24 protein-coding genes and 1 tRNA gene are annotated in these 23,443 nt (G+C 70.1%); 14 read left to right on the forward strand and 11 right to left on the reverse strand.

Annotated features, from left to right (window positions below; translation table 11 throughout):
* Positions 1 to 2: 2 nt before the first annotated feature.
* Together ABTZ54_RS28610 and ABTZ54_RS28615 are read right to left on the reverse strand one after the other, a co-directional pair.
* Positions 3 to 1,016 carry a hypothetical protein gene (locus ABTZ54_RS28610; RefSeq protein ID WP_351668553.1) on the reverse strand — a complete coding sequence of 338 codons (1,014 nt, stop codon included), beginning with the start codon at positions 1,014 to 1,016 and terminating at the stop codon, positions 3 to 5.
* A gap of 274 nt (positions 1,017 to 1,290) precedes the next feature.
* Positions 1,291 to 2,031 carry an NIPSNAP family protein gene (locus ABTZ54_RS28615; RefSeq protein WP_351668555.1) on the reverse strand — a complete coding sequence of 247 codons (741 nt, stop codon included), beginning with the start codon at positions 2,029 to 2,031 and terminating at the stop codon, positions 1,291 to 1,293.
* A 104-nt stretch (positions 2,032 to 2,135) separates the two neighbouring features.
* On the opposite strand from ABTZ54_RS28615, the gene ABTZ54_RS28620 reads away from it, so the two are divergent.
* Positions 2,136 to 3,164 carry a helix-turn-helix transcriptional regulator gene (locus ABTZ54_RS28620; RefSeq protein ID WP_351668557.1) on the forward strand — a complete coding sequence of 343 codons (1,029 nt, stop codon included), beginning with the start codon at positions 2,136 to 2,138 and terminating at the stop codon, positions 3,162 to 3,164.
* Here ABTZ54_RS28620 and ABTZ54_RS28625 read toward each other — a convergent pair whose 3' ends face one another.
* A complete protein-coding gene (locus ABTZ54_RS28625; RefSeq protein ID WP_351668559.1) occupies positions 3,165 to 4,049 on the reverse strand; it encodes a LysR family transcriptional regulator in 885 nt (294 codons plus the stop codon).
* Between the two features lie 168 nt (positions 4,050 to 4,217).
* On the opposite strand from ABTZ54_RS28625, the gene ABTZ54_RS28630 reads away from it, so the two are divergent.
* From ABTZ54_RS28630 to ABTZ54_RS28645, 4 genes are all read left to right on the forward strand, one after another.
* Positions 4,218 to 4,838: a CatB-related O-acetyltransferase gene (locus ABTZ54_RS28630; protein ID WP_351668626.1), complete on the forward strand. Its 621-nt coding sequence runs from the start codon at positions 4,218 to 4,220 to the stop codon at positions 4,836 to 4,838.
* Positions 4,835 to 6,154, forward strand: a complete 1,320-nt coding sequence (locus tag ABTZ54_RS28635) for an erythromycin esterase family protein (protein WP_351668561.1) — start codon at positions 4,835 to 4,837, stop codon at positions 6,152 to 6,154. The genes ABTZ54_RS28630 and ABTZ54_RS28635 overlap by 4 nt, the downstream gene beginning before the upstream one ends.
* A gap of 1 nt (position 6,155) precedes the next feature.
* Positions 6,156 to 6,563: a VOC family protein gene (locus tag ABTZ54_RS28640; protein WP_351668563.1), complete on the forward strand. Its 408-nt coding sequence runs from the start codon at positions 6,156 to 6,158 to the stop codon at positions 6,561 to 6,563.
* Positions 6,564 to 6,732: 169 nt separating this feature from the next.
* Positions 6,733 to 6,879, forward strand: coding sequence for a hypothetical protein (locus ABTZ54_RS28645; RefSeq protein ID WP_351668565.1), 147 nt, complete (start codon positions 6,733 to 6,735; stop codon positions 6,877 to 6,879).
* A 123-nt stretch (positions 6,880 to 7,002) separates the two neighbouring features.
* On the opposite strand, the gene ABTZ54_RS28650 is transcribed toward ABTZ54_RS28645, so the two are convergent.
* The 3 genes from ABTZ54_RS28650 to ABTZ54_RS28660 form a co-directional block, all read right to left on the reverse strand.
* A complete protein-coding gene (locus ABTZ54_RS28650) occupies positions 7,003 to 7,500 on the reverse strand; it encodes a zinc finger domain-containing protein (RefSeq protein WP_351668567.1) in 498 nt (165 codons plus the stop codon).
* Between the two features lie 46 nt (positions 7,501 to 7,546).
* Complete coding sequence (locus ABTZ54_RS28655; protein WP_351668569.1) at positions 7,547 to 8,287, reverse strand: hypothetical protein; 741 nt, start codon at positions 8,285 to 8,287, stop codon at positions 7,547 to 7,549.
* A gap of 172 nt (positions 8,288 to 8,459) precedes the next feature.
* Positions 8,460 to 8,530 (reverse strand) — tRNA-Gly (locus tag ABTZ54_RS28660).
* A 409-nt stretch (positions 8,531 to 8,939) separates the two neighbouring features.
* Between ABTZ54_RS28660 and dcd the strand changes: the two genes are divergently transcribed.
* Positions 8,940 to 9,515, forward strand: coding sequence for a dCTP deaminase (gene dcd, locus ABTZ54_RS28665; RefSeq protein ID WP_046910319.1), 576 nt, complete (start codon positions 8,940 to 8,942; stop codon positions 9,513 to 9,515).
* Between the two features lie 13 nt (positions 9,516 to 9,528).
* Positions 9,529 to 10,026 (forward strand): phosphoribosyltransferase, encoded by a 498-nt coding sequence (locus ABTZ54_RS28670; RefSeq protein ID WP_132915920.1) that lies wholly within the window; start codon positions 9,529 to 9,531, stop codon positions 10,024 to 10,026.
* Positions 10,027 to 10,106: 80 nt separating this feature from the next.
* Here ABTZ54_RS28670 and ABTZ54_RS28675 read toward each other — a convergent pair whose 3' ends face one another.
* The 3 genes from ABTZ54_RS28675 to ABTZ54_RS28685 all read right to left on the reverse strand — a co-directional run bounded on the left by ABTZ54_RS28675 (position 10,107) and on the right by ABTZ54_RS28685 (position 14,011).
* A complete protein-coding gene (locus ABTZ54_RS28675) occupies positions 10,107 to 10,970 on the reverse strand; it encodes a Yip1 family protein (protein ID WP_351668571.1) in 864 nt (287 codons plus the stop codon).
* Between the two features lie 175 nt (positions 10,971 to 11,145).
* Entirely contained in the window at positions 11,146 to 13,395 is a 2,250-nt protein-coding gene (locus ABTZ54_RS28680; RefSeq protein ID WP_351668573.1) for a (Fe-S)-binding protein, read from the reverse strand.
* A 118-nt stretch (positions 13,396 to 13,513) separates the two neighbouring features.
* A complete protein-coding gene (locus tag ABTZ54_RS28685) occupies positions 13,514 to 14,011 on the reverse strand; it encodes a sugar transferase (protein ID WP_351668575.1) in 498 nt (165 codons plus the stop codon).
* 258 nt (positions 14,012 to 14,269) lie between these two features.
* On the opposite strand from ABTZ54_RS28685, the gene dnaK reads away from it, so the two are divergent.
* The 4 genes from dnaK to ABTZ54_RS28705 are packed head-to-tail and all read left to right on the forward strand — an operon-like array spanning position 14,270 to position 18,445.
* A complete protein-coding gene (dnaK, locus tag ABTZ54_RS28690) occupies positions 14,270 to 16,111 on the forward strand; it encodes a molecular chaperone DnaK (protein WP_351668577.1) in 1,842 nt (613 codons plus the stop codon).
* A complete protein-coding gene (grpE, locus tag ABTZ54_RS28695; RefSeq protein WP_351668579.1) occupies positions 16,111 to 16,761 on the forward strand; it encodes a nucleotide exchange factor GrpE in 651 nt (216 codons plus the stop codon). Before dnaK ends, grpE begins: the two co-directional genes overlap by 1 nt.
* A 30-nt stretch (positions 16,762 to 16,791) precedes the next feature.
* Entirely contained in the window at positions 16,792 to 17,976 is a 1,185-nt protein-coding gene (gene dnaJ, locus ABTZ54_RS28700) for a molecular chaperone DnaJ (RefSeq protein WP_351668581.1), read from the forward strand.
* Positions 17,977 to 17,980: 4 nt separating this feature from the next.
* Positions 17,981 to 18,445: a heat shock protein transcriptional repressor HspR gene (locus ABTZ54_RS28705; RefSeq protein ID WP_351668583.1), complete on the forward strand. Its 465-nt coding sequence runs from the start codon at positions 17,981 to 17,983 to the stop codon at positions 18,443 to 18,445.
* A gap of 25 nt (positions 18,446 to 18,470) precedes the next feature.
* On the opposite strand, the gene ABTZ54_RS28710 is transcribed toward ABTZ54_RS28705, so the two are convergent.
* Positions 18,471 to 19,478, reverse strand: a complete 1,008-nt coding sequence (locus ABTZ54_RS28710) for a helix-turn-helix transcriptional regulator (protein ID WP_351668585.1) — start codon at positions 19,476 to 19,478, stop codon at positions 18,471 to 18,473.
* 127 nt (positions 19,479 to 19,605) lie between these two features.
* Here ABTZ54_RS28710 and ABTZ54_RS28715 point away from each other — a divergent pair, with 127 nt between their 5' ends.
* Both ABTZ54_RS28715 and ABTZ54_RS28720 read left to right on the forward strand, forming a co-directional pair.
* Positions 19,606 to 19,809 carry a hypothetical protein gene (locus ABTZ54_RS28715; protein WP_351668586.1) on the forward strand — a complete coding sequence of 68 codons (204 nt, stop codon included), beginning with the start codon at positions 19,606 to 19,608 and terminating at the stop codon, positions 19,807 to 19,809.
* Positions 19,806 to 20,126: a (2Fe-2S)-binding protein gene (locus ABTZ54_RS28720; protein ID WP_329421908.1), complete on the forward strand. Its 321-nt coding sequence runs from the start codon at positions 19,806 to 19,808 to the stop codon at positions 20,124 to 20,126. The genes ABTZ54_RS28715 and ABTZ54_RS28720 overlap by 4 nt, the downstream gene beginning before the upstream one ends.
* 141 nt (positions 20,127 to 20,267) lie before the next feature.
* Here the strand turns inward: ABTZ54_RS28720 and ABTZ54_RS28725 are convergent, their stop codons facing one another.
* Entirely contained in the window at positions 20,268 to 20,672 is a 405-nt protein-coding gene (locus ABTZ54_RS28725; RefSeq protein WP_351668588.1) for a pyridoxamine 5'-phosphate oxidase family protein, read from the reverse strand.
* Between the two features lie 128 nt (positions 20,673 to 20,800).
* Here ABTZ54_RS28725 and clpB point away from each other — a divergent pair, with 128 nt between their 5' ends.
* A complete protein-coding gene (clpB, locus tag ABTZ54_RS28730; RefSeq protein WP_351668590.1) occupies positions 20,801 to 23,389 on the forward strand; it encodes an ATP-dependent chaperone ClpB in 2,589 nt (862 codons plus the stop codon).
* The last annotated feature ends 54 nt before the right edge of the window (positions 23,390 to 23,443 follow it).

Below are 23,443 nucleotides of genomic sequence, written 5' to 3' on the forward strand. Positions count from 1 at the left end.
GGTCACCGACCTGGGGCCACCGGCGTCCGCACGGCACGGACGGGCGCGACGGTCCGAATGGCCACGGGCTGCCCGTCGAACTCCTCGGCGAGGAGGGCGAGCTCACCACCCTCGTACGGCACCCCGAGCATGACGGCCTCCCGCAGCCGGACGGCGAGGAACGAACCGTCGTGGCGCACGTCACCGAATTCACCGGGCTCACCGGATTCCCAGGGCCCTTCGAGGCCCGGGGGCTCCTCCGCCGCACACGCGCACATGAACAGCGGCATCCGCTCCGCCGTGTCGTCGGCGGGGTAGACCCAGGTCCGCCCCTCCTCGTCCATCCGCTCCAGCACCCGCAGGGCGGGCACGGGCCGGGACCGCAGCGCCGCCGCACGCCGCCGCGCGAGCAGCCCCGCCGTCAGCAGGGAGACCCCCGGCAACCCGGCGGCCAGGGTCGCCAGCTGCTCCCCGAACGCGTCGTACGGCTCGGCGGCGAGCCGGGCCCCCGACTCGTCCTCCAGGACCGTGACCGTACTCCCGACGCGGTAGTCCTCGGGGAACAGCGCGTCGACGGTGAGCCGCCGCCCGTCCTCGGCGCGGACCCGCAGCGACAGGTCGGTGCGCCCGGTGACCAGGGCCTCGGTACGGGTCGCCAGGGCGGCCGCGCGCTCGTCCTCGGCCACGGCGCGCAGCCCGACCACGACCGCGCCGACGGCCAGGGCGACCAGCACGAGCCCGGTGCCGATCAGGACCGCCCCCCGCCACAACCGCCCGGCCGGCTCCCACCGCCGGTACCCCGAGCCCGCCACCCGCTCAAGCACCAGCCGCTGCTTCCGCCGCCCCCGCAACCGGGCCCACGCCGCCGCCCACCCGAGCCCGAGGGCCGCGAGCACTCCGAGATTGGCGACCAGCACGGCCCCGCCGCTGGAGCGGACCTCCCCCCACACCACGATGCCCGCGAGCACCGGCGCGACGACGAGCACGACCTCGGGAAGCCGGACGTACCAGTACAACAGCCCGATCGCCAGCGCCATTTGCACGAAGCCGAGCCAGTCCGGCCCACACGGCGCCGCCTCACTGCACACAGGCACCACATCGGTCACCGCCTCGGCGACAACCGCAGCCCCGACGCTCACCACCAACGCCACCACGGACCAGACCGGCCACGCCCACCACCCAGGACGAGCCCTCACCCACTCGACGGCATCGGCGGACACCCAGGCGGGCACACCGGCGAAGTCGGAGCCGGTCGATATCGGTACGGAAGTCTGAGCCATCCGAGGATTATGCGGCAGCGCCTCCGCTCCCTCACCGCATGAGCGACCGCCCCGTGGGCGCCAGCCGCAGGACCTGGGGGCCCGTGGTCTGGGCGCGCTCGACCGCCGGGAGGATCTCGTCGCGTACGGCGGGGAGGGCCGTCGCGGCGGCGAGGTGGCGGTGGTGGGCGGTCTCGTCCGGGTACGAGGTGAGGACGGCGACGACGTTCTCGTCGGTGCGGACGGGGAGCCTGGGGAACGTGTTGGGCGACGGTTCCGTGGTGAGTACGGCGAAGGGGGCGGGGCCTGTCTCGCGGAGCAGCGGGACGAGGGCGTTCCGGATCAGGTCGGGTCCGTCGTGGGTGCCCTGGGGGAAGTGCCACAGCGTGGCGGCCACGAAGCGGTCCGGTGCCGGGGTGCCCGGCCGTGGCCGGTCGGCCGGGGTCATCGTGAGGCCGCTCCAGGACGGCGCGGGCTTCAGCAGCAGGACGTTGTCGGAGTCGACCATCGTGTCGTTGGCCTGCGGACCGTGCGCGGCCCAGACCGGGCCGCCGTAGAAGCCGGAGAGGGCCTCCCGCCGGGCCTCCATGTCCGCGAAGCCGCGCAGCCAGACGAAACGGTCCGGATCGTCGAGGTCGCGGAACTGGCCGAGGACGATCATCCCGGTCTCCTCCTGCGTCTCGATGAACTCCCGGTCGAACAGCTCGATGAGCTCCTCCCGGCGTCCGGGGCGCAGGGTGTACTGGCGCAGCTCGATCACGGAGGGGTGGTCGGTGGGGGCGGTTCTGGTCATGCCGGGCTCCTCTTCGACGGCCTTCGGGCCGGATGACCGGCCCGGGCCGACGCTAGGCCCGAGGTGTGCCAGGCTCTGTCAGTGTTTCCGAGCAGAATCCTCGTATGTCTGCCGACCGCCTGCTGTCGATGCTCCTGCTGCTCCAGACCCGTGGCCGCATGTCCGCGCGACGGCTCGCCGAGGAGCTGGGCGTCTCCGTGCGGACCGCCTACCGGGACCTGGACCGCCTCCAGGCCACCGGGGTCCCGCTCTACGCCGAGCAGGGCCGCACCGGCGGCTACCAGTTGCTCGACGGCTACCGCACCCGCCTCACCGGGCTGAGCGAGCGCGAGGCCAGGGTGCTGTTCCTCGCCGGACTGCCCACGCCCGCCGCCGACCTGGGGCTCGCCGAGGAAGTGGCGGCGGCGCGGCTGAAGTTGCTGGCCGCGCTGCCGGTGGGCCTGCGCGAGGAGGCGACGCGGACCGACGCGGTGTTCCACCTGGACGCGCCCGGCTGGTACGGGGAACCCGAGGCGACCCCGTATCTGCCCCTGCTCGTGGAGGCGGTGTTCGGCCGGCGCGCGGTGGACGTGCGGTACCGCCGCTGGCGCGAACCCCAGGAGGTGGACCGCAGGTTGCACCCCTACGGCCTGGTGCTCAAGTCCGGCACCTGGTACCTCGTGGCCGCGTCCGCAGGCCGTACCGCCGCCACCTACCGGATCAGCCAGATCCTCGACGCGACGCCGGCCGACGAGCACTTCGACCGGCCGGAGGACTTCGCCCTGGCCGCGTACTGGACCTCCTACCTGGACGACTTCGCGGCCCGCCGCTATACGGGCACCGCCACCATCCGCCTGTCGCCGCGCGGCCGCGAGCGGCTGGCCGCCAACGTCCCCCCTGAGGTGCTGCGCGCCTTCGAGGCCACCGCGACCGAGGCCGGCGCCGACGGCTGGACCGAGGCCGTCATCCCGACCGAGAGCACCGAGCACGCCCGCGGCGAACTCCTCCGCCTCGGCGTCGACGTCGAGGTCCTGGCGCCGGAAGCACTGCGCAGCGCCATGGCCGAGGCCGTGGGCGCACTCGCCCGGACCTATGGACACGGACACGGACACGGACACGGACCCGGACCCGGACCCGGACCCTCGGCCGCGTAGTCAGGATCCGCCCGGCGCGACCAGGCCGCCGGCCCGCGCGAAGGAGCGGATCAGTTCGGTCTCGGTGGCCGTACGCCACAACAGCGCCCAGTGGGCCGGGGGAGCGTCGTGGACGGGGACGTACACGAGGTCGGCGCGCGCGTAGCTCCGGCCGGCGTGGGCGTGCACGAACGCGACGGCCTCGCCGTTGGACAGGATGGGAAGCATCGCGGTCTCGGTGGTGACGGTCGGACCCACCCGGAGCGGACGCCCGCTGGGGGTGCGGCTGGGTGTGAGGGCCTCGCGCCAGTAGTCGGGGCTGGCCCCGCCGATGACGACCTCGTCGGCCAGGTCCTCGTACGACACCGTCTTCCGCCCGGCCAGCCGGTGCCCGGCTCCGACGGCGAGGACGACGGGCTCGATCCTGACGACCGGCCCCACGGTGAGGTCGGCCTCCTCGACCGGCAGCCAGGCGATCTGGACATCGACCTCGCCGGCCCGCAGCGGCCCGAACGGGTCGCCGAATCCCACGTACCGGATCCGCACGTCACACGTGGGGTGCCGAGCGGCGAAGGCGTCGAGCAGCGGCCGGAAGTCCTGCACGTTGCTGGAGAGCATGCCCAGGCGCAGCACTTCGGTCCGTCCGGCGGCCGAGCGGACGGCACGCTCCACGGCTTCGTGCAGGCCGCGGTAGACCGGCAGCAGGTCGGTGAAGAGCTGAAGCCCGATCGGCGTCAGCGCCACGGACCGGCTGGTGCGCTCGAACAGGGCGGCGCCGATACGGCGTTCCTGCTTCTTGATCGCCTGGCTGACCCGGGCGGGCGTCACGTGCAGCCGCTCCGCGGTCCGGCCGAAGTGCAGCTCCTCGGCCAAGGTCAGGAAGATCTCGATGTCGCGCAGCTCCACGCCGACTCCCTTCGTCGTCGAACGAGTCGTCGTTAAGCGAGGGGTTAACGCACCTTACCGGAACGGCCGTTGTCGCCCGGGCCCGTACGCGTCCAGGCTGGTCACGTCCGCGAAGAGGAGACCCCAGTGAAGAAAGCCGTTCCCGCCGACCCGACGGCGCTGCACCCCATGCCCGGCCAGCCGCGGGTGGTCCAGCTGAAACCGCTGGTCACCTCGCCGCTGATCGAGGTGGGGGAGTACTCGTACTACGACGACCCGGACGACGCGACGGCGTTCGAGACGCGCAACGTGCTGTACCACTACGGGCCGGAGCGGCTCGTCATCGGGAAGTTCTGCGCGCTGGGCACCGGCGTGCGGTTCCTCATGAACGGCGCCAACCACCGCATGGACGGCCCCTCGACGTTCCCCTTCCCCACCATGGGCGGCTCGTGGGCCGACCACTTCGACCTGCTGAAGGACCTGCCGAACCGCGGGGACACCGTCGTGGGCAACGACGTCTGGTTCGGCCACGGTGTGACGGTGATGCCCGGGGTACGCGTCGGCCACGGCGCGATCGTCGCGGCGGGCTCGGTGGTCACCTCCGACGTACCCGACTACGGAGTCGTCGGCGGCGCCCCGGCCCGGCTGATCCGCACCCGGTACGCCGACGAGGACGTGGCCCGGCTCCTGGCGGTGGCCTGGTGGGACTGGCCCGCCGAGCACATCACCGCCCACATCCGCACCCTCATGTCCGGCAGCGTGGCGGACCTGGAGAAGGCGGCCCCGGAGAGCGGACACGGACGCCTGTGAGCCGACACGAGAACAGCGCCACCAGCAGGCAGACGGCCCCCTCCCCCTCCCCCTCCCCTTCCCCCTCGTTCGCGGACTGGCTCGCCGGACACGCGATCCCGCTCACCCACCTCGACCCCGAGGCGCCCCTGGGCGACCTGGAACCGCTGCGCGACCTGATCGGCGAGGCGCGGGTCGTCGCGATCGGCGAACACTCCCACTTCATCGACGAGTTCATACGGCTGCGCGGACGCCTCGTGCGGTTCCTGGTCGAGCGCTGCGGCTTCACCGTCCTGGCCTTCGAGTACGGCTTCAGCGAGGGCTTTCTCCTCGACGCCTGGGGCCGGGGCGAGGGCACGGAGGACGCACTGGACGCCCACCTCGCCGAGACGATCCCGGTGGGCGTGGAAGGACCCCTGCGCTGGATCCGCCGGCACAACGAGACGGCGGCCTCGCCACCCGTCCACTTCGCGGGCATCGACATCCCGGCCGCCGGCGGATCACTGCTGCCGGCCCTGACCCCGGTGGCCGACTACCTACGCCAGGTAGACCCCGACACTCTCCCACTGGCCCGGAAGGCACTGCGGCTCGCCGCGACATTCGCCGCCCCCTCCGCGGCCGTAGCCGCGCCCGCGTGGACCCGCCTGCCCGCCACCGACCAGGACGCCCTCACCGCGACCCTGGCCCGCCTGCTCATCCGCTTCCGCGCCGTCGCACCGCTGTACGTGTCCCGTGGCGACCGGCACAGCTACGACGTCGCCCTGCACCGACTGGAAGGCGCCTGCCGGGCCGACCACGGATTCCGCGCCATGGCGGGCCTGTTCGCAGGGGACGGCCTGACCGCCGACACCTCGGCCCGCGACGCCTACATGGCCGAATCGGTCCTGTGGCACCTGGAACGCGCCGAGCCGGGAACCCGCGTGGTGCTGGTGGCCCACAACGCCCACATCCAGAGAAGCCCCATCTCCTTCGACGGCCACCTCACGGGCTTCCCGATGGGCCAGTACCTGAGCGAGACCCTGGGCGACGCCTACTTCGCCCTCGGCCTGACGAGCTCGGCCGGACAGACGGCGGAGCTGGTCCGCGACGAGCGCGCACGCTTCGGCTTCACCGTCGAGCACACGGCCCTGAGACCCCCCGAACCGACCAGCATCGAAGCAGCCTTCACGGAGGCAGGCCTGGGCCTCGCCGTCACCGCCCTCAACCAACACGAGGAACGAGCCCCCGACCGCATCCGCCTCCAGACCACCTTCCTCCACACCCCCGTCCTGAACGCCTTCGACGGCATCCTGCACACCCCGCTCTCCACCGTCGCCGCCGACCACCCCGAGGAGTGACATGACAAGCAGATTCACCGAGTTGGTCGTCGACTGCCACGACCCGGAGAGAGTCGCGGCCTTCTGGTGCGAGGTCCTGGACTTCAGGGTGATCGACCGCTCGGAGGACAAGGTCGAGATCGGCTCCTGGGAACCGACCGCCGAGGAGATCAGGTCCCGCCAGATGCCGCCCACCCTCCTCTTCATCAAGGTCCCCGAAGGCAAGACCGTGAAGAACAGACTTCACCTGGACATCAGCCCGATCGACACCAGCACCGCCACCGAAGTGACCAGACTCCTCACCCTGGGCGCCACCCAGACGGCCGAGGGCAGCACCTGGATCCTCATGACCGACCCAGAGGGCAACGAATTCGACGTCCTCCGCACCCTGGCCCCACCCGACCCAAACAACGAAGCCCCAGGTCTCTGACCTGGGGCTTCGTAGAAGAGCCTTGCGTAGTTGGCTGGCCTGTCCCAGGCCTGGGGCGTGTCGGTGAGTTCGCTCATCTACCGGTACCGGGAGCTCGGGCTCGTTTCCGACGCGACGATCAGCCGCGCTTCGCTCCGGAGTCCGTCCGCGGATACCCGGGGGAGCAGCCGTGATGCTGAGCAAGGCATTCGAGCTGGCGGAACAGGACACCGGACTGACGATCCGCGCGCTTGCTGCGGAACTTGCTTGGAAGCCGGCGAGGGTGCGTGAGCTGTTGGGGATGCCCAACAGCCGCCCTGTGCTGAGGCTCGTCTGACGAGCCGCTGGGGAGGGAAGGGCTGCGCCACTCCCCAGCGGCTGCCACCAGCCTGTCAGTTCCATTGCCGACAGGCGCGGGTATGGATCTGCGGTTTAACGTCCCGGCCTCAGCCCACGGCTTTCAGCGCAGACCGTACGCGTGGTTATAGGGGGCTTGGGCATCGGTGGCCCGGAGGAAGTGCGGCTCCTTCTTGGGCCTGCCGCCAGCCGTCCTGCAGGCTACTCCGTTCGGGGCGCCGCAATCGCGGCACTCCCAGTCCAGGGCTTCCGCCAGCCCTTGCTGCTTGATCTCGACTATCACAGCCCTACGCTGTTTCCACCAGGCTTCTCTCTCGGGGCCCGTTGCAGGTGGCTCCGATTCCTGCTGCAGACGGAACGCACGCTGGCGTTCCGGGTCCGCGAGAGGTCCCGACAGGGTCTTGGTGACGACGGCAGTCTCAGCCGCTGCTTCGCCGGTTTCCAGCTCCGCCTTCAAATCGTCGATCTGCTGACGCAGGTGCCGCTCGAAGTCGTCCAGTGTTGCCCCGGGATGCGCTTCTGAGAAGTCCTGGGTCTCCAGGTAGAAGCGGCAAAGAGCGTTGAGCGTGGATCGCGCCCTGTAGTTGGTGAACTCGCGCATTGCGGTCCTGTTCGTCCTCTCTTCTGGTGTGGCCGTACGGGTGGGGTCAGAGGTGCTGAGCGAATGCGGTCTCCAGGCGCTCGACGGCGTCTCCATGGGCGCTCAGATGCGGCTGCATCACCCATACGTCCTCACGGAAGGGCTCGAATCCCAAGGACCGCCATGTGCGTTGCACTACAACCTTCTCCCGCGCCTCCCGGGCCAGGTCCTCCCGTTCGCTGACAGGGATGTCGATCGGGTACGGATGTGTCGCCACGAGCGCCGCTTGGCCGGCCACCCAGCGGAGCAGCCGGCCGATCAACAGTCGGCCGACGCCACCCAACCCGCGCCACGCCGGTGCGATCCGAACCCGGTCGATGATGACGACTTGTTCACCGCTCACCAGGCCCTCCTCCAGATCGGGGTGCAGGCCGAGCTCTCCCGACTTCTCGAAGAGCGGCGTGAAGTGCTCATAGTCGGCATCGCGTGCGTCCAGCGACACGTAGATGCTCCCGACTCGGCACAAGTCCACCGTGAGGCCGGACATGCTGAGGATCGTCAGCTCCTGGTCTTCGCCCCGGGACGACCGGGTCAGCGATAGGCCAGGGGCCAGGAGCCGCGCGTTGTCGGCCTCGGTCTCTTCGTCGTCCGGCTCCCACAGGGGCAGGACAGCGCGGCAGCTCCAATCCAGTGTTGCGGGATCGTCGTGGGCATCGGAGGCGACCAAGGAAGCGGACGAGTCGAAACGTAACTCCAGACGGTTCAGGTACGTCAGGAGGGCCGCCCCGGAGGATGTGGCGTCGGTCATGACGCCACACGCTAGCCACGTGGTCGGCCTCGTATGGGGAGATTCCCGAGACCGGCGGTAATCCCCTCGGTAGAACTCTGACGCAGGTAGTGCGACGTGGTGCGCCACGTGCCCTCCGACAGGTCTAGACAACAACGAAGGCCCAGGTCTCTGACCTGGGCCTTCGTTCAAGAGCGGATGACGGGAATCGAACCCGCGCTATAAGCTTGGGAAGCTCATGTTCTACCATTAAACTACATCCGCAATGGTCGCCCCGAAGATCGGTGCGGCATCGTTGCACAGCGTACCCCATGTGCCACTTGAGGCGAAGTTCACGCCCGTCCGGTGTGCGGAGTGCCGCCTGGAGTGGTGTCCCCTTGATCCCCTAATGTGGCTGTCTCGTCCACCACTTGTCGTTGTCGGGGAAGGGACTTGATGGGTTCGATGGAGCGCACCGTCCGTTGTGCCGAGGGGCACGTTTTCAGCACCGCTTCGTTCCCGTTGCAGCATCTCGATGCGGGACGGATCGGGCCCGGGCGGCTCGTCCGGTGTCCGCGGTGTGCGCGGTTGCGGCATGCGGTGCCCGTGGAGATCGGGCGGCGCTGACGATGTCCGGAGGGTGCGGGTGCTTCCCGATTGGGGGAGCTCCGCACCCTCTGCGTATCGTGGGAGCGTGCTTCTCTCAGACAAGGACATCCGGGCCGAGATCGATGCCGGACGGGTGCGCATCGACCCGTACGACGAATCCATGGTGCAGCCCTCGAGCATCGACGTGAGGCTTGACCGCTTCTTCCGGGTGTTCGAGAACCACCGCCACCCCCACATCGATCCCGCCATCGAGCAGCTCGACCTGACGCGCGAGGTCGAGCCCGAGGGGGACGAGGCGTTCATCCTTCACCCCGGTGAGTTCGTGCTCGCCTCGACCTACGAGGTCATCACCCTGCCGGACGACATCGCGTCGCGGCTGGAGGGCAAGAGCTCCCTGGGGCGGCTCGGGCTCGTCACCCACTCGACCGCCGGGTTCATCGACCCCGGGTTCTCCGGGCACGTGACCCTGGAGCTGTCGAACCTGGCGACCCTCCCCATCAAGCTCTGGCCGGGCATGAAGATCGGGCAGCTGTGCATGTTCCGGCTCAGCTCGCCCGCCGAGTTCCCGTACGGCAGCGAGCGCTACGGGTCCCGGTACCAGGGCCAGCGGGGGCCGACGGCGTCCCGCTCGTACATGAACTTCCATCGGACCCAGGTGTGAGGCGGTCGCAGGCATGAGTGCAGTACGCGAGAACCTGACGTACGAGGGCTTCGGGACCGCCGTCCGCGAGCTCGCCCAGACCATCGCCGACGACGGCTACGAGCCGGACATCGTGCTCTCCATCGCCCGTGGCGGCGTCTTCGTCGCCGGCGGTCTGGCCTACGCCCTGGACTGCAAGAACATCCACCTCGTGAACGTGGAGTTCTACACCGGGGTCGGGACCACGCTGGAAATGCCGGTCATGCTGGCGCCCGTGCCCGACGCGATCGACTTCAGCGACAAGAAGGTGCTCATCACCGACGACGTCGCCGACACCGGCAAGACGCTCAAGCTGGTCCACGACTTCTGCGTCGACCACGTCGCCGAGGTCCGTTCCGCCGTCATCTACGAGAAGTCGCACTCCCTCGTGAAGTGCGAGTACGTGTGGAAGAAGACCGATGAGTGGATCAACTTCCCCTGGAGCGTCGAGCCGCCCGTCGTGAAGCGTGAGGGGCAGGTGCTCGACGCCTGACCCCCCAGGCAGAGTGGCAGAAGGCCCCCGTCGGTGATCGCACCTGACGGGGGCCTTCTGCCTTGTCGCGTGTCGCCGCGCTACATCGCGCCCAGCTTGATCAGGCTCAGCAGCGCCACCAGCTGGATCGCCGACGCGCCGAGTGCCTTCGGCCACGGCAGGTCGTGGGAGCGGCTCACCATCAGGGTGAACAGGACGCCGGCGCCCAGCCAGGTCAGCAGGCCGATGACCTGCACGAAGCCGTTCTCGCCGCCCAGGAACAGGGCGAAGAGCAGCCGCGGCGCGCCGGTGATCGACATGATCAGCATCGACAGGCCCACGGTCGGCTGCCACGCGCCGTCGCCGCCCAGCTGGCGGGCCAGGGTGTGGGTCACCGCGCCCAGGATCAGGCCGCCGATGACGAAGCCCACCCCGGTCATCAGGATCGAGGGGATGTTGGACAGGGGCGCGTCCAGGACCTCGTCGCGCGCCTTGTCGAAGCCGAAGATCGCCAGCAGCCCGTAGAGGAACGTGACGATCAGCGCCGGGCCCCACACGGCGTGGTCCCGCATCTGGAGGAACGTGTCCGCCGGGCGCAGCACGATGCCCTGGAGCAGCGGCTTCCAGGGCAGCCGCGGGCCCGTGGGGACGGGGGCGGCGCCGGCCTGGTACGTGGCGCCCTGGCCGTACGGGTCGTCGTGGACGCTGAAGACCTGCGTGTGGCCCGGGTTGTTCGCCGCCGCGTACTGCTGCTGGTGCTGCTGGGGGTGCGGGTCGCCGAAGTACTCCGGCTCGCCGTACGCCTGGCCGCCCTGCGGCTGCGGAGGGTACTGCTGCTGCGGGTACGGCGGCGGTGCCGCTTCGTACCCGTACGGCCCCTGCGGAGGGCGTTGCGGGCGCTGCGGTTGTTGCGGTTGCTGCGGGGGGCCGCCGGCCCGGCCGCGTCCGTTCCTGAATCCAGCCACCTCAAGAACGTACCCGCTCCTGACGGGCCCTCGCGCCCTGGAGGGGGAGTGCGACAGGGCTGTGACATCCCCTAGGGGTTGCCGGGTAGGGGTTTCCGGATACGAGAACCGGATACGAGAAAGGGCCGCCTCCCCGCATCACCGCGGGTGGCGGCCCTTTCCGTACCTACGAGCGTTACGCGGCCGGCTCCGGCTCCGGCTCCGGCTCCGGCTCCACCGGTGTCTTCACCGAGTCGAGGAGCAGCTGGGCCACGTCCACGACCTGGAGGCTCTCCTTCGCCTTGCCGTCGTTCTTCTTGCCGTTGACGGAGTCCGTCAGCATGACCAGGCAGAACGGGCAGGCGGTGGAGACGATGTCCGGGTTGAGGGAGAGGGCCTCGTCGACGCGCTCGGTGTTGATGCGCTTGCCGATGCGCTCCTCCATCCACATCCGGGCACCACCGGCGCCGCAGCAGAAGCCGCGCTCCTTGTGGCGGTGCATCTCCTGCTGGCGCAGGCCCGGGACGGCGGACATGATCTCGCGCGGCGGCGTGTAGACCTTGTTGTGGCGGCCCAGGTAGCACGGGTCGTGGTACGTGATCAGGCCGTCGACCGGGGTCACCGGGACCAGCTTGCCCTCGTCGATGAGGTGCTGGAGCAGCTGGGTGTGGTGGATGACCTCGTACTCGCCGCCGAGCTGCGGGTACTCGTTGGCGATGGTGTTGAAGCAGTGCGGGCAGGTCGAGACGATCTTCTTCGCCGACTTCGGCTTCTTCGTCGACTCGTCCCCGTCGTCCTCGCCGAACGCCATGTTCAGCATCGCGACGTTCTCCTGGCCGAGCTGCTGGAACAGCGGCTCGTTGCCGAGGCGGCGGGGGGAGTCACCGGTGCACTTCTCGTCGCCGCCCATGATCGCGAACTTGACGCCCGCGATGTGCAGGAGCTCGGCGAAGGCCTTGGTGGTCTTCTTCGCGCGGTCCTCCAGGGCGCCGGCGCAGCCGACCCAGTAGAGGTAGTCGACCTCGGAGAGGTCCTCGATGTCCTTGCCGACGATCGGGACCTCGAAGTCGACCTCCTTGGTCCACTCGACGCGCGCCTTCTTGGCGAGCCCCCAGGGGTTGCCCTTCTTCTCCAGGTTCTTGAGCATCGTGCCCGCCTCGGACGGGAACGCGGACTCGATCATCACCTGGTAGCGGCGCATGTCGACGATGTGGTCGATGTGCTCGATGTCGACCGGGCACTGCTCGACGCAGGCGCCGCAGGTGGTGCAGGACCACAGGACGTCGGGGTCGATGACGCCGTTCTCCTCGGCGGTGCCGATGAGGGGGCGCTCGGCCTCGGCGAGGGCGGCGGCGGGGACGTCCTTGAGCTGCTCGGGCGTCGCCTTCTCGTTGCCCTCCATGTCCTTGCCGCCGCCCGCGAGCAGGTACGGCGCCTTGGCGTGCGCGTGGTCGCGCAGCGACATGATGAGCAGCTTCGGGGAGAGCGGCTTGCCGGTGTTCCAGGCGGGGCACTGCGACTGGCAGCGGCCGCACTCGGTGCAGGTGGAGAAGTCGAGCAGGCCCTTCCAGGAGAACTGCTCGACCTGGGAGACGCCGTAGACGTCGTCCTCGCCCGGGTCCTCGAAGTCGATCGGCTTGCCGCCGGAGGTCATCGGCTGGAGCGCGCCGAGGGCGGTGCCGCCGGTGGCCTCGCGCTTGAACCAGATGTTCGGGAAGGCGAGGAAGCGGTGCCAGGCGACGCCCATGTTGGTGTTGAGCGAGACCACGATCATCCAGATGAACGAGGTGCCGATCTTCACCATGGCGGTGAAGTAGATCAGGTTCTGGAGGGTCTCGGTGCTCAGGCCCTTGAAGGCGAGGACCAGCGGGTACGAGGCGAAGTACGCGGCCTCGTAGGACTCGACGTGGTGGATCGCGCCTTCGAGGCCGCGCAGCACGTAGATCGCGAGGCCGATGGTGAGGATGACGTACTCGACGAAGTACGCCTGGCCCGCCTTGGAGCCGGCGAAGCGCGACTTGCGGCCGGCCCGGCCCGGGAGGCTCAGCAGGCGGATGACGATGAGCGCGGCGATGCCGAGGATCGTCATGACGCCGATGAACTCGATGTACAGCTCGAACGGCAGGAAGCCGCCGATGACGGGCAGGGTCCAGTCGGCCTGGAAGAGCTGGCCGAAGGCCTGCGCCAGGGTCGGCGGCAGGGTCAGGAAGCCGACGGCGACGAACCAGTGGGCGAAGCCCACGATGCCCCAGCGGTTCATGCGCGTGTGGCCGAGGAACTCCCGGACGAGCGTCACGCTCCGCTGGTAGGGGTTGTCGGTCCGGGTGCCGGCGGGGAGCCGCTGGCCGAGGTTGAAGTACCGGACGAACTGACCGATGGCGCGAGCGAGCAGGGCAACGCCGACCACGGTCAGGGCCAGCGACACGATGATCGCGGCGAGCTGCATGAGGGGCTCCTCGGGCGGGGGCCAGTCGGGCCTACTAAGCGGTAACTTATTCAGTCCGTGCCGAGATTACCCGCTCGTGGCGCCGCACTGTAGCGGAGCTCACGGTGATCTGTGTCGCTCAGGCAACCCTTGCCGCCGGTTCCGCGTGGCGGCGGCGTCGGACTGCAGGAAGCGTACGCGCAAGGATCACCAGGTCCATGCCCAGCCAGTGGTGGTCCACGTAGTGGAGATCGAGCAGCTCGCGCTCCTCCCAGGGCAGCTCCGAGCGCCCGCTGATCTGCCAGAGGCCCGTCATCCCCGGGCGTACGGAGAGCCGGCGCCGGCCGTCCCCGGCGGACTCCCGGTGCCCGGGCGCCAGTGGACACGGTCCGACCAGCGACATCTCGCCCCGTACGACATGCAGCAGCAGCGGCAGCGTGGCCAGCGGGCTCCTCGTGCGGAAGGTCAGCATCGTGAAGGTCCGGCCGCCCCGGCCCGCGACCGGGCGGCGGCGCAGCACCCCGCGCGTGCTGCTGGTCCCGAGAGTGACGGAGAGGGCGACGAGCGCGATCAGGGGGGAGAGGAGGGTCAGCAGGGCCAGCCCGACCGCCACGTCGACCGCGCGTTTCGCCGTCATGCGCTCACACCTTCCGGCGGGGATCGCGAGGATCACGAGAATCATGGGGTACGCATCATGGGATATGTCCGGACTCTCTCACGCCGCACCGGTCCTTATCCGGGAATGACGCGCCCTCTGCCACCCTGGGGGAAGGCTCTTTGAGCGAGGGAGAGGGCGAAGAGTTGAGTCGAAGGCGCTCAGGTCTGTTGACTCGGATCGGGTCCTCGTGCATCCTTGAGTCAGTTCCACTCAAGTCAGTCAGCTGGAGGAATCGAAATGGCACGTGCGGTCGGCATCGACCTGGGCACCACTAACTCCGTCGTCAGCGTTCTCGAAGGCGGCGAGCCCACCGTCATCACCAACGCCGAAGGCGCCAGGACCACGCCGTCCGTCGTCGCCTTCGCCAAGAACGGCGAGGTGCTCGTCGGCGAGGTCGCCAAGCGTCAGGCGGTCACCAACGTCGACCGGACCATCCGGTCCGTGAAGCGCCACATGGGCACCGACTGGAAGATCGAGCTGGACGGGAAGACCTTCAACCCGCAGCAGATGTCGGCGTTCATCCTGCAGAAGCTGAAGCGCGACGCCGAGGCGTACCTGGGCGAGAAGGTGACCGACGCGGTCATCACCGTCCCCGCGTACTTCAACGACTCGGAGCGCCAGGCCACCAAGGAGGCCGGTGAGATCGCGGGCCTCAACGTCCTGCGCATCGTCAACGAGCCGACCGCGGCCGCCCTGGCCTACGGCCTGGACAAGGACGACCAGACGATCCTCGTCTTCGACCTCGGTGGCGGCACCTTCGACGTGTCCCTCCTGGAGATCGGCGACGGCGTCGTCGAGGTGAAGGCCACCAACGGTGACAACCACCTCGGTGGTGACGACTGGGACCAGCGCGTCGTCGACTACCTGGTGAAGCAGTTCGCCAACGGCCACGGCGTGGACCTGTCCAAGGACAAGATGGCCCTCCAGCGTCTGCGCGAGGCCGCCGAGAAGGCGAAGATCGAGCTCTCCTCCTCCACGGAGACCACGATCAACCTGCCCTACATCACGGCCTCCGCCGAGGGCCCGCTGCACCTGGACGAGAAGCTCACGCGCGCCCAGTTCCAGCAGCTGACCGCGGACCTCCTGGACCGCTGCAAGACCCCGTTCCACAACGTCATCAAGGACGCCGGCATCGCGCTGTCCGAGATCGACCACGTGGTCCTCGTCGGCGGCTCGACCCGCATGCCGGCCGTCGCGGAGCTCGTCAAGGAGCTGACCGGCGGCAACGAGGCCAACAAGGGCGTGAACCCGGACGAGGTCGTCGCCATCGGCGCCGTGCTCCAGGCCGGTGTCCTCAAGGGCGAGGTCAAGGACGTCCTGCTGCTCGACGTCACCCCGCTGTCCCTCGGCATCGAGACCAAGGGCGGCATCATGACCAAGCTCATCGAGCGCAACACCACGATCCCGACCAAGCGGTCCGAGATCTTCACGACGGCCGAGGACAACCAGCCGTCCGTGCAGATCCAGGTCTACCAGGGCGAGCGCGAGATCGCGGCGTACAACAAGAAGCTGGGCATGTTCGAGCTGACCGGCCTCCCGCCGGCCCCGCGCGGCGTCCCGCAGATCGAGGTCGCCTTCGACATCGACGCCAACGGCATCATGCACGTGACCGCGAAGGACCTGGGCACGGGCAAGGAGCAGAAGATGACCGTCACCGGCGGCTCCTCGCTGCCGAAGGACGAGGTCAACCGGATGCGTGAGGAGGCCGAGCAGTACGCGGAGGAGGACCACCGCCGCCGCGAGGCCGCCGAGACCCGCAACCAGGGCGAGCAGCTCGTCTACCAGACGGAGAAGTTCCTCGCGGACAACGCGGACAAGGTCCCCGGTGAGGTCAAGACCGAGGTCGAGGCCGCCGTCGCCGAGCTGAAGGAGAAGCTCAAGGGCGAGGACACCGCCGAGATCCGTACCGCCACCGAGAAGGTCGCGGCCGTCTCCCAGAAGCTGGGCCAGGCGATGTACGCCGACGCGCAGGCCGCCCAGGGTGCCGCCGGCGCCGAGGGTGCCCAGCAGGCCCAGGACGACGACGTCGTCGACGCCGAGATCATCGACGACGAGAAGCCGAAGGGCGGCGCTGCCTGATGTCGGAGGAGACCCCGGGCTTCGAGGAGAAGCCCGAAGTCCCCGCCGACGGCACGCCCGAGGAGCCCGAGACCGCCGCTGCCGCCGCTTCCGCCGACAAGGCGGAGGGGGCGGCCCCGGCCGGGGACGCGAGTGATGTGGCCCTGCTGGCGCAGCTGGACCAGGCCCGTACGGCGCTCACCGAGCGCACGGCGGACCTCCAGCGCCTGCAGGCCGAGTACCAGAACTACCGCCGCCGGGTCGAGCGGGACCGGGTGACGGTCAAGGAGATCGCCGTGGCGAGCCTCCTGACCGAGCTGCTCCCGGTGCTCGACGACATCGGCCGGGCGCGGGACCACGGCGAGCTCGTGGGCGGCTTCAAGTCCGTCGCCGAGTCGCTGGAGACCGTCGCCGCCAAGATGGGCCTCCAGCAGTTCGGCAAGGAGGGCGAGCCCTTCGACCCGACGATCCACGAGGCCCTGATGCACTCGTACGCGCCGGACGTCACCGAGACGACCTGCGTGGCGATCCTGCAGCCGGGGTACCGGATCGGCGAGCGGACCATCCGGCCCGCCCGCGTGGCCGTCGCCGAGCCCCAGCCGGGCGCGGCCCCGGCCGGCAAGGAAGAGTCGAAGGCCGACGAGGAGAGCGGTGCCCCCGAAGAGGGGTGACGCAGTGACCGTCCGGAAGGAGGGACGTCGATGAGCACGAAGGACTTCGTCGAGAAGGACTACTACAAGGTCCTCGGCGTCCCCAAGGACGCCACCGACGCCGAGATCAAGAAGGCGTACCGGAAGCTGGCTCGCGAGAACCATCCGGACGCCAACAAGGGCGACGCCAAGGCCGAGGAGCGCTTCAAGGAGATCTCCGAGGCGAACGACGTCCTCGGCGACCCCAAGAAGCGCAAGGAGTACGACGAGGCCCGCGCCCTGTTCGGCAACGGAGGCTTCCGTGCCGGACCGGGCGGGGGCGGCTCGTTCGGCAACTTCGACCTGGGCGACCTCTTCGGCGGCGCCCAGGGCCCCGGCGGGGCCGGTGGCTTCGGTGGCGGCGGCGGTCTCGGGGACGTCTTCGGCGGTCTGTTCAACCGGGGCGCGGGCGGTGCGGGCACCCGTACGCAGCCGCGCCGCGGCCAGGACATCGAGTCCGAGGTGACGCTCAGCTTCACCGAGGCCATCGAGGGCGCGACCGTGCCGCTGCGGATGTCCAGCCAGCAGCCGTGCAAGGCGTGTTCGGGCACCGGCGACAAGAACGGCACCCCCCGGGTGTGCCCGACCTGCGTCGGCACCGGGCAGGTCTCGCGCGGCAGCGGCGGCGGCTTCTCGCTGACCGACCCGTGCGTGGACTGCAAGGGCCGCGGCCTGATCGCGGAGAACCCCTGCGAGGTCTGCAAGGGCAGCGGCCGGGCCAAGTCCTCGCGGACCATGCAGGTCCGCATCCCGGCGGGCGTCAGCGACAGCCAGAAGATCCGGCTGCGCGGCAAGGGCGCCCCGGGCGAGCGCGGCGGGCAGAACGGCGACCTGTACGTCGTCGTGCACGTCGACGCCCACCCGGTGTTCGGCCGCAAGGACGACAACCTCACCGTCACGGTGCCCGTCAGCTTCGACGAGGCGGCGCTCGGCGGCGAGGTCAGGGTCCCGACGCTGGGCGGCCCCCCGGTCACCCTGAAGCTGCCCGCCGGCACGCCCAACGGGCGCACGATGCGCGCCCGTGGCAAGGGCGCGGTCCGCAAGGACGGCACGCGCGGCGACCTCCTGGTGACCGTGGAGATCGCGGTGCCGAAGGACCTGGGCGACAAGGCCCGCGAGGCCTTGGAGACCTACCGCGAGGCCACCGCGGACGAGGACCCCAGGGCAGAGCTGTTCCAGGCCGCGAAGGGAGCTTGAGGACATGGACCGCCGCCGACAGCCCGGATTCAGTTCCAGGGCGTACCAACTGACCGACGAGACGCCGGTGTACGTCATCTCGGTGGCGGCCCAGCTGTCCGGTCTGCACCCGCAGACCCTGCGCCAGTACGACCGCCTGGGTCTGGTGTCCCCGGACCGCACGGCGGGCCGTGGGCGCCGCTACTCGGCCCGTGACATCGAGCTGCTCCGTCAGGTGCAGCAGCTGTCGCAGGACGAGGGCATCAACCTGGCCGGCATCAAGCGCATCATCGAGCTGGAGAACCAGGTCGCCGCGTTGCAGAGCCGGATCGCCGAGCTGTCGACCGCGGTCGAGGGCGCGGCGGCGGCGATGCGCCAGCGCGAGGCCCAGGTCCACGCCTCGTACCGGCGCGACCTGGTGCCCTACACGGACGTCCAGCAGGCCAGCGCCCTGGTGGTCTGGCGGCCGGGGCACAAGCGCGGCGAGTAGCCCTTCCCGTACGCCCTCAGCATCTTCACGAGGCCCCTTCCGCTCCGGCGGAGGGGGCCTCGTCGAGGATTCCGGACTGGGCGATGAGGAAGCCGAGCTGGGCGCGGCTGCCGCTGCCGAGGGTGGCGGCCAGCTTGGCGATGTGGGCGCGGCAGGTGCGTACGTTCATGCCGAGGCGGCGGGCGATGGCCTCGTCGACGTGGCCCTCGACGAGCAGCTTGGCGATGGAGTGCTGGACGCCGCTGATGCCGTCCCTGCGCTGGGCGCCCGGGACCTGCTCGCCGAAGGGGGTGGCGCGGGCCCAGGACTGCTCGAAGACGGTCGCCAGGTACTCCACGAGGCCGGGGTGGCGCAGTTCCAGGGCCACTTGGCGGTCCTGGCGGGCCGGGATGAGGGCGACGGAGCGGTCGATGATGATGAGCCGCTCGATGCTCTCCTCCAGGGTGCGGACCTGGAGCCGGTCCATGCCGGCCTGTTCGAGGTAGACCTGCATGCCGGGGCTGTGGCGGACGGTGTGCTGGTAGAGGGTGCGCACCCGCACGCCCCGGTCCAGGAGCGGCTGGACGCGGTTGAGCGCGGTGCTGAGGGTGTGTTCGCTGCGGCCGCCGCCGGGCTGGACGGTCAGGAGCTCCTGGGAGCACTCGGCGGTCGCCCGGCCGAGGACGGCGTCGATGCGGTGGATGCCTTCGAGCACGGTGATGGCGTGGGTGGTCGAGGGGTCCTGGGCGCTGATCGCCATGAACGGCTCGAAGGTGCTGGAGAGCCCCATGGCCAGGGCGCGCCGGTCCTGGATCTCGCGCTCCAGCGGCTGGACGAGCCGGGCGAGCGCCGCCGAGGGCGGGACGGGCCGGAGCCAGGACGGATCGTCCGGATCCGGGTGCAACAGGTCGAGATCCATGAGGCAGGGTGCGGCTTCTGCCTCACTCCTGGTTATTCGCCCGATCCGCAACGCACTTGCGTACAAGTCCGTTCCGGCTGCACAGAGGTCGACATGCCCGTGGGGATGTGTCGGCTCTGTCAGTTTCTGCGGCATATGCACACCCCCCAGGATCCTGTATTTCAGGAACATGATGCATTGCCCCGGTGGTGCCAGCGCAAAGACTGAGCCATCGTCTTGTACGCGGGGGAGAGGAAACCATCAAGTGAGGTCGAAGCCGCTCATGTCCACGAAACTGCTTCGCTCGATACTTGCTTCCGTCTTCATTGGGGCGGCGGCAGTAGGAGCGCTGGCCGTCAGCGACCCGGTGTGGGACAGCACGCCCGCCAAGGTCGTCGCGGCACCGATTGACCCCGTCTGGGACTTCACCCCGGCCGGTCAGCTCGACCCGGTATGGGACTCCAGCCCGGCGGACGCGGACGCATGACCGTGCCCCCGGACGACCGGTCCTTCAGGCGGGAGATGGCTTCGGCCTACCGGTCCGGGTGGCACTTCGTCGATCTCGTCACGGCCATCCCCCACCGTGGCGACTCGCTGATGGTCACCCTCTTCGGAGAACCGATCGTCGTCGCCCGGGAGCAGGACGAGGACGTCCGTGCCTACCGGTGCCTGCGCCGGCCCCGAGGCGCCCCGCAGCCCGTCCGCTGTGCCATCCGGTACGGCATGATCTTCGTCAATCTCGACCAGCGTGACCACCAGCTGGTCGAACCAGAGACCATCACCGCCACCCCCCGCAGTGCCTGAGCGATTCCCCCGTCGTTGTAGATCGCTCAGGTACTTCCCCCACACAGCGGCGCCATCGCGGACCTGAAACGCGATGGCGCCGTTGTGCGTCCCGGGACCGGAATGGCCCATTCCGGACTGTTCCGGTCCGGCCCGTTCCGGCTAGGCGCGGCCCATCGCGCGGGTCAGGGTGATCTCGATGACCACCCGGTCCGGGTTCGGGGCCGGCGTGCGGTCGTAGCGCGCCGCGTAGCGCGCCACCGCGTCCTCGACGGCCTCCGCCTCGGTGCGGATCCTGGCGATGCCCTCCAGGGTGGCCCAGCGCCCCTTGTCGACCTGGCAGACCGCCACCTTCGCGCCGTCCGCGCCCGCCGCCAGGACGTTCGCGACCTTGCGGCTGTGTTTGTTGGTGATCACCCGCGCGAGACCGTTCTCGGGGTCGTACGTGACGCCCACCGCCACCACGTGCGGGGTGCCGTTCGGGCGGGGGGTGGTCAGGGTGCACATGTGGTACTCGCGCCAGAAGCTGAGATACGAGTCGCCGGGATTCCTCGGGTCGGTCGCCATGCCCGGAAACTACCCCCGACGGGGCCCCCGGCGGTACCTCGCGCGGACATTGAGTGGAATAGACTCAACTTTGTGTACGTTGGATGCATCATAGTATTCAGCCGAGCTCTCAGGAGGAGACACCGCACGTGGACGCCGAACTGACCAACAGGAGCCGGGACGCGCTGAACGCGGCGAGCAGCCGCGCCGTGTCCCAGGGGCACGCCGACCTCACCCCCGCGCACCTGCTGCTGGCCCTGCTGGCGGGCGCGGACAACGAGAACATCACCGACCTGCTCGCCGCCGTCGAGGCCGACCAGGCCGCCGTGCGCTCCGGCGCCGAGCGGCTGCTGGCCGCGCTGCCCAGCGTCACCGGGTCCACGGTCGCGCCCCCGCAGCCGAACCGCGAGCTCCTCGCGGTGATCGCCGACGCCGCCGAGCGCGCGAAGAAGCTGAGCGACGACTTCATCTCCACCGAGCACCTGCTCATCGCCACCGCGGCCAAGGGCGGCCAGTCCGGCCAGGTCCTGGACCGGCAGGGCGCCACCGCCGCGCGGCTCCAGGACGCCTTCGAGAAGAGCCGGGGCGCCCGCCGGGTGACCACCGCCGACCCGGAGGGCTCGTACAAGGCCCTGGAGAAGTTCGGCACCGACTTCACCGCCGCCGCCCGCGAGGGCAAGCTGGACCCGGTCATCGGCCGCGACCACGAGATCCGGCGCGTCGTGCAGGTCCTCTCCCGCCGCACCAAGAACAACCCGGTCCTCATCGGCGAGCCCGGCGTCGGCAAGACCGCCGTCGTCGAGGGCCTCGCCCAGCGGATCGTGAAGGGCGACGTGCCCGAGTCGCTGCGCGGCAAGCGGCTGGTCTCGCTCGACCTCGGCGCCATGGTCGCCGGCGCGAAGTACCGCGGCGAGTTCGAGGAGCGGCTGAAGACCGTCCTCTCCGAGATCAAGGAGAGCGACGGCCAGATCATCACCTTCATCGACGAGCTGCACACCGTCGTCGGCGCGGGCGCGGGCGGCGACTCCGCCATGGACGCCGGCAACATGCTGAAGCCGATGCTGGCCCGCGGCGAACTGCGCATGGTCGGCGCCACCACCCTCGACGAGTACCGCGAGCGGATCGAGAAGGACCCCGCCCTGGAGCGCCGCTTCCAGCAGGTCCTGGTCGCCGAGCCCACCGTCGAGGACACCGTCGCCATCCTGCGCGGCCTCAAGGGACGCTACGAGGCCCACCACAAGGTGCAGATCAACGACTCCGCCCTGGTGGCCGCCGCGACCCTCTCCGACCGGTACATCACCTCCCGCTTCCTGCCCGACAAGGCCATCGACCTCGTCGACGAGGCCGCCAGCCGGCTCCGTATGGAGATCGACTCCTCGCCCGTCGAGATCGACGAGCTCCAGCGCTCGGTCGACCGGCTGAAGATGGAGGAGCTCGCCCTCTCCAAGGAGACCGACGCCGCCAGCGTCCAGCGCCTGGAGAAGCTGCGCCGCGACCTCGCCGACCGCGAGGAGGAGCTGCGCGGGCTCACCGCCCGCTGGGAGAAGGAGAAGCAGTCCCTCAACCGGGTCGGCGAGCTGAAGGAGCGCCTCGACGAGCTGCGCGGACGGGCCGAGCGCGCCCAGCGCGACGGCGACTTCGACACCGCCTCCAAGCTGCTGTACGGGGAGATCCCCACCTCCGAGCGCGAGCTGGCCGAGGCCACCGAGGCCGAGCGGGAGGCCCAGAAGGACACCATGGTCAAGGAGGAGGTCGGCCCCGACGACATCGCCGACGTCGTCGGCGCCTGGACCGGCATCCCCGCCGGGCGCCTCCTGGAGGGCGAGACCCAGAAGCTGCTGCGCATGGAGGACGAGCTCGGCCGCCGTCTGATCGGCCAGGGCGAGGCCGTCCGGGCCGTCTCCGACGCCGTGCGCCGCACCCGCGCGGGCATCGCCGACCCCGACCGGCCCACCGGCTCCTTCCTCTTCCTCGGCCCCACCGGCGTGGGCAAGACCGAGCTGGCGAAGGCGCTCGCCGACTTCCTCTTCGACGACGAGCGGGCCATGGTCCGCATCGACATGTCGGAGTACGGCGAGAAGCACTCCGTCGCCCGTCTCGTCGGCGCGCCCCCCGGCTACGTCGGCTACGAGGAGGGCGGCCAGCTCACCGAGGCCGTCCGCCGCCGCCCGTACAGCGTGGTCCTCCTCGACGAGGTGGAGAAGGCCCACCCGGAGGTCTTCGACGTGCTGCTCCAGGTCCTCGACGACGGGCGGCTCACCGACGGCCAGGGCCGCACGGTCGACTTCCGCAACACGATCCTGATCCTCACCTCCAACCTGGGCAGCCAGTACCTGGTGGACCAGGGGACGCCCGAGGACGAGAAGCGGGCCCGGGTCCTGGACGTCGTGCGCGCCAGCTTCAAGCCCGAGTTCCTGAACCGGCTCGACGAGATCGTCGTCTTCTCCGCCCTGGACCGGGACGAGCTGGCCCGTATCGCGCGGCTCCAGATCGACCGCCTGGCCCGCCGCCTCGCGGAGCGCCGGATCGGCCTGGACGTCACGCCCGAGGCGCTGGCCTGGCTGGCCGAGGAGGGCAACGACCCGGCGTACGGCGCCCGCCCGCTGCGCCGCCTCATCCAGAGCGCCATCGGCGACCGCCTGGCCCGGGAGATCCTGGCCGGCGAGGTACGCGACGGGGACACGGTCCGGGTGGACCGCGCCGAGGACGGCCTGATCGTGGGCCCGGCGACGGCCTGAGCGGGCGGGTGAGCACGCCGAGACCACGGCCCGGATCAGCTTGCAGCTGATCCG

The organism is Streptomyces sp. NPDC094032 (assembly GCF_040303965.1).
GTDB lineage: Bacteria > Actinomycetota > Actinomycetes > Streptomycetales > Streptomycetaceae > Streptomyces.

What these genes read in the sequence shown, in the direction of transcription:
- ABTZ54_RS28610 (WP_351668553.1), bottom strand. Translation starts at nt 1,016, where the DNA reads ATGGCGCTGGCGATCGGGCTGTTGTACTGGTACGTCCGGCTTCCCGAG.
- ABTZ54_RS28615 (WP_351668555.1), bottom strand. Translation starts at nt 2,031, where the DNA reads ATGACCAGAACCGCCCCCACCGACCACCCCTCCGTGATCGAGCTGCGC.
- ABTZ54_RS28620 (WP_351668557.1), top strand. Translation starts at nt 2,136, where the DNA reads ATGTCTGCCGACCGCCTGCTGTCGATGCTCCTGCTGCTCCAGACCCGT.
- ABTZ54_RS28630 (WP_351668626.1), top strand. Translation starts at nt 4,218, where the DNA reads ATGCCCGGCCAGCCGCGGGTGGTCCAGCTGAAACCGCTGGTCACCTCG.
- ABTZ54_RS28640 (WP_351668563.1), top strand. Translation starts at nt 6,156, where the DNA reads ATGACAAGCAGATTCACCGAGTTGGTCGTCGACTGCCACGACCCGGAG.
- ABTZ54_RS28650 (WP_351668567.1), bottom strand. Translation starts at nt 7,500, where the DNA reads ATGCGCGAGTTCACCAACTACAGGGCGCGATCCACGCTCAACGCTCTT.
- ABTZ54_RS28655 (WP_351668569.1), bottom strand. Translation starts at nt 8,287, where the DNA reads ATGACCGACGCCACATCCTCCGGGGCGGCCCTCCTGACGTACCTGAAC.
- ABTZ54_RS28670 (WP_132915920.1), top strand. Translation starts at nt 9,529, where the DNA reads ATGAGTGCAGTACGCGAGAACCTGACGTACGAGGGCTTCGGGACCGCC.
- ABTZ54_RS28680 (WP_351668573.1), bottom strand. Translation starts at nt 13,395, where the DNA reads ATGCAGCTCGCCGCGATCATCGTGTCGCTGGCCCTGACCGTGGTCGGC.
- ABTZ54_RS28685 (WP_351668575.1), bottom strand. Translation starts at nt 14,011, where the DNA reads ATGACGGCGAAACGCGCGGTCGACGTGGCGGTCGGGCTGGCCCTGCTG.
- dnaK (WP_351668577.1), top strand. Translation starts at nt 14,270, where the DNA reads ATGGCACGTGCGGTCGGCATCGACCTGGGCACCACTAACTCCGTCGTC.
- grpE (WP_351668579.1), top strand. Translation starts at nt 16,111, where the DNA reads ATGTCGGAGGAGACCCCGGGCTTCGAGGAGAAGCCCGAAGTCCCCGCC.
- dnaJ (WP_351668581.1), top strand. Translation starts at nt 16,792, where the DNA reads ATGAGCACGAAGGACTTCGTCGAGAAGGACTACTACAAGGTCCTCGGC.
- ABTZ54_RS28705 (WP_351668583.1), top strand. Translation starts at nt 17,981, where the DNA reads ATGGACCGCCGCCGACAGCCCGGATTCAGTTCCAGGGCGTACCAACTG.
- ABTZ54_RS28710 (WP_351668585.1), bottom strand. Translation starts at nt 19,478, where the DNA reads ATGCCGCAGAAACTGACAGAGCCGACACATCCCCACGGGCATGTCGAC.
- ABTZ54_RS28715 (WP_351668586.1), top strand. Translation starts at nt 19,606, where the DNA reads ATGTCCACGAAACTGCTTCGCTCGATACTTGCTTCCGTCTTCATTGGG.
- ABTZ54_RS28720 (WP_329421908.1), top strand. Translation starts at nt 19,806, where the DNA reads ATGACCGTGCCCCCGGACGACCGGTCCTTCAGGCGGGAGATGGCTTCG.
- ABTZ54_RS28725 (WP_351668588.1), bottom strand. Translation starts at nt 20,672, where the DNA reads ATGGCGACCGACCCGAGGAATCCCGGCGACTCGTATCTCAGCTTCTGG.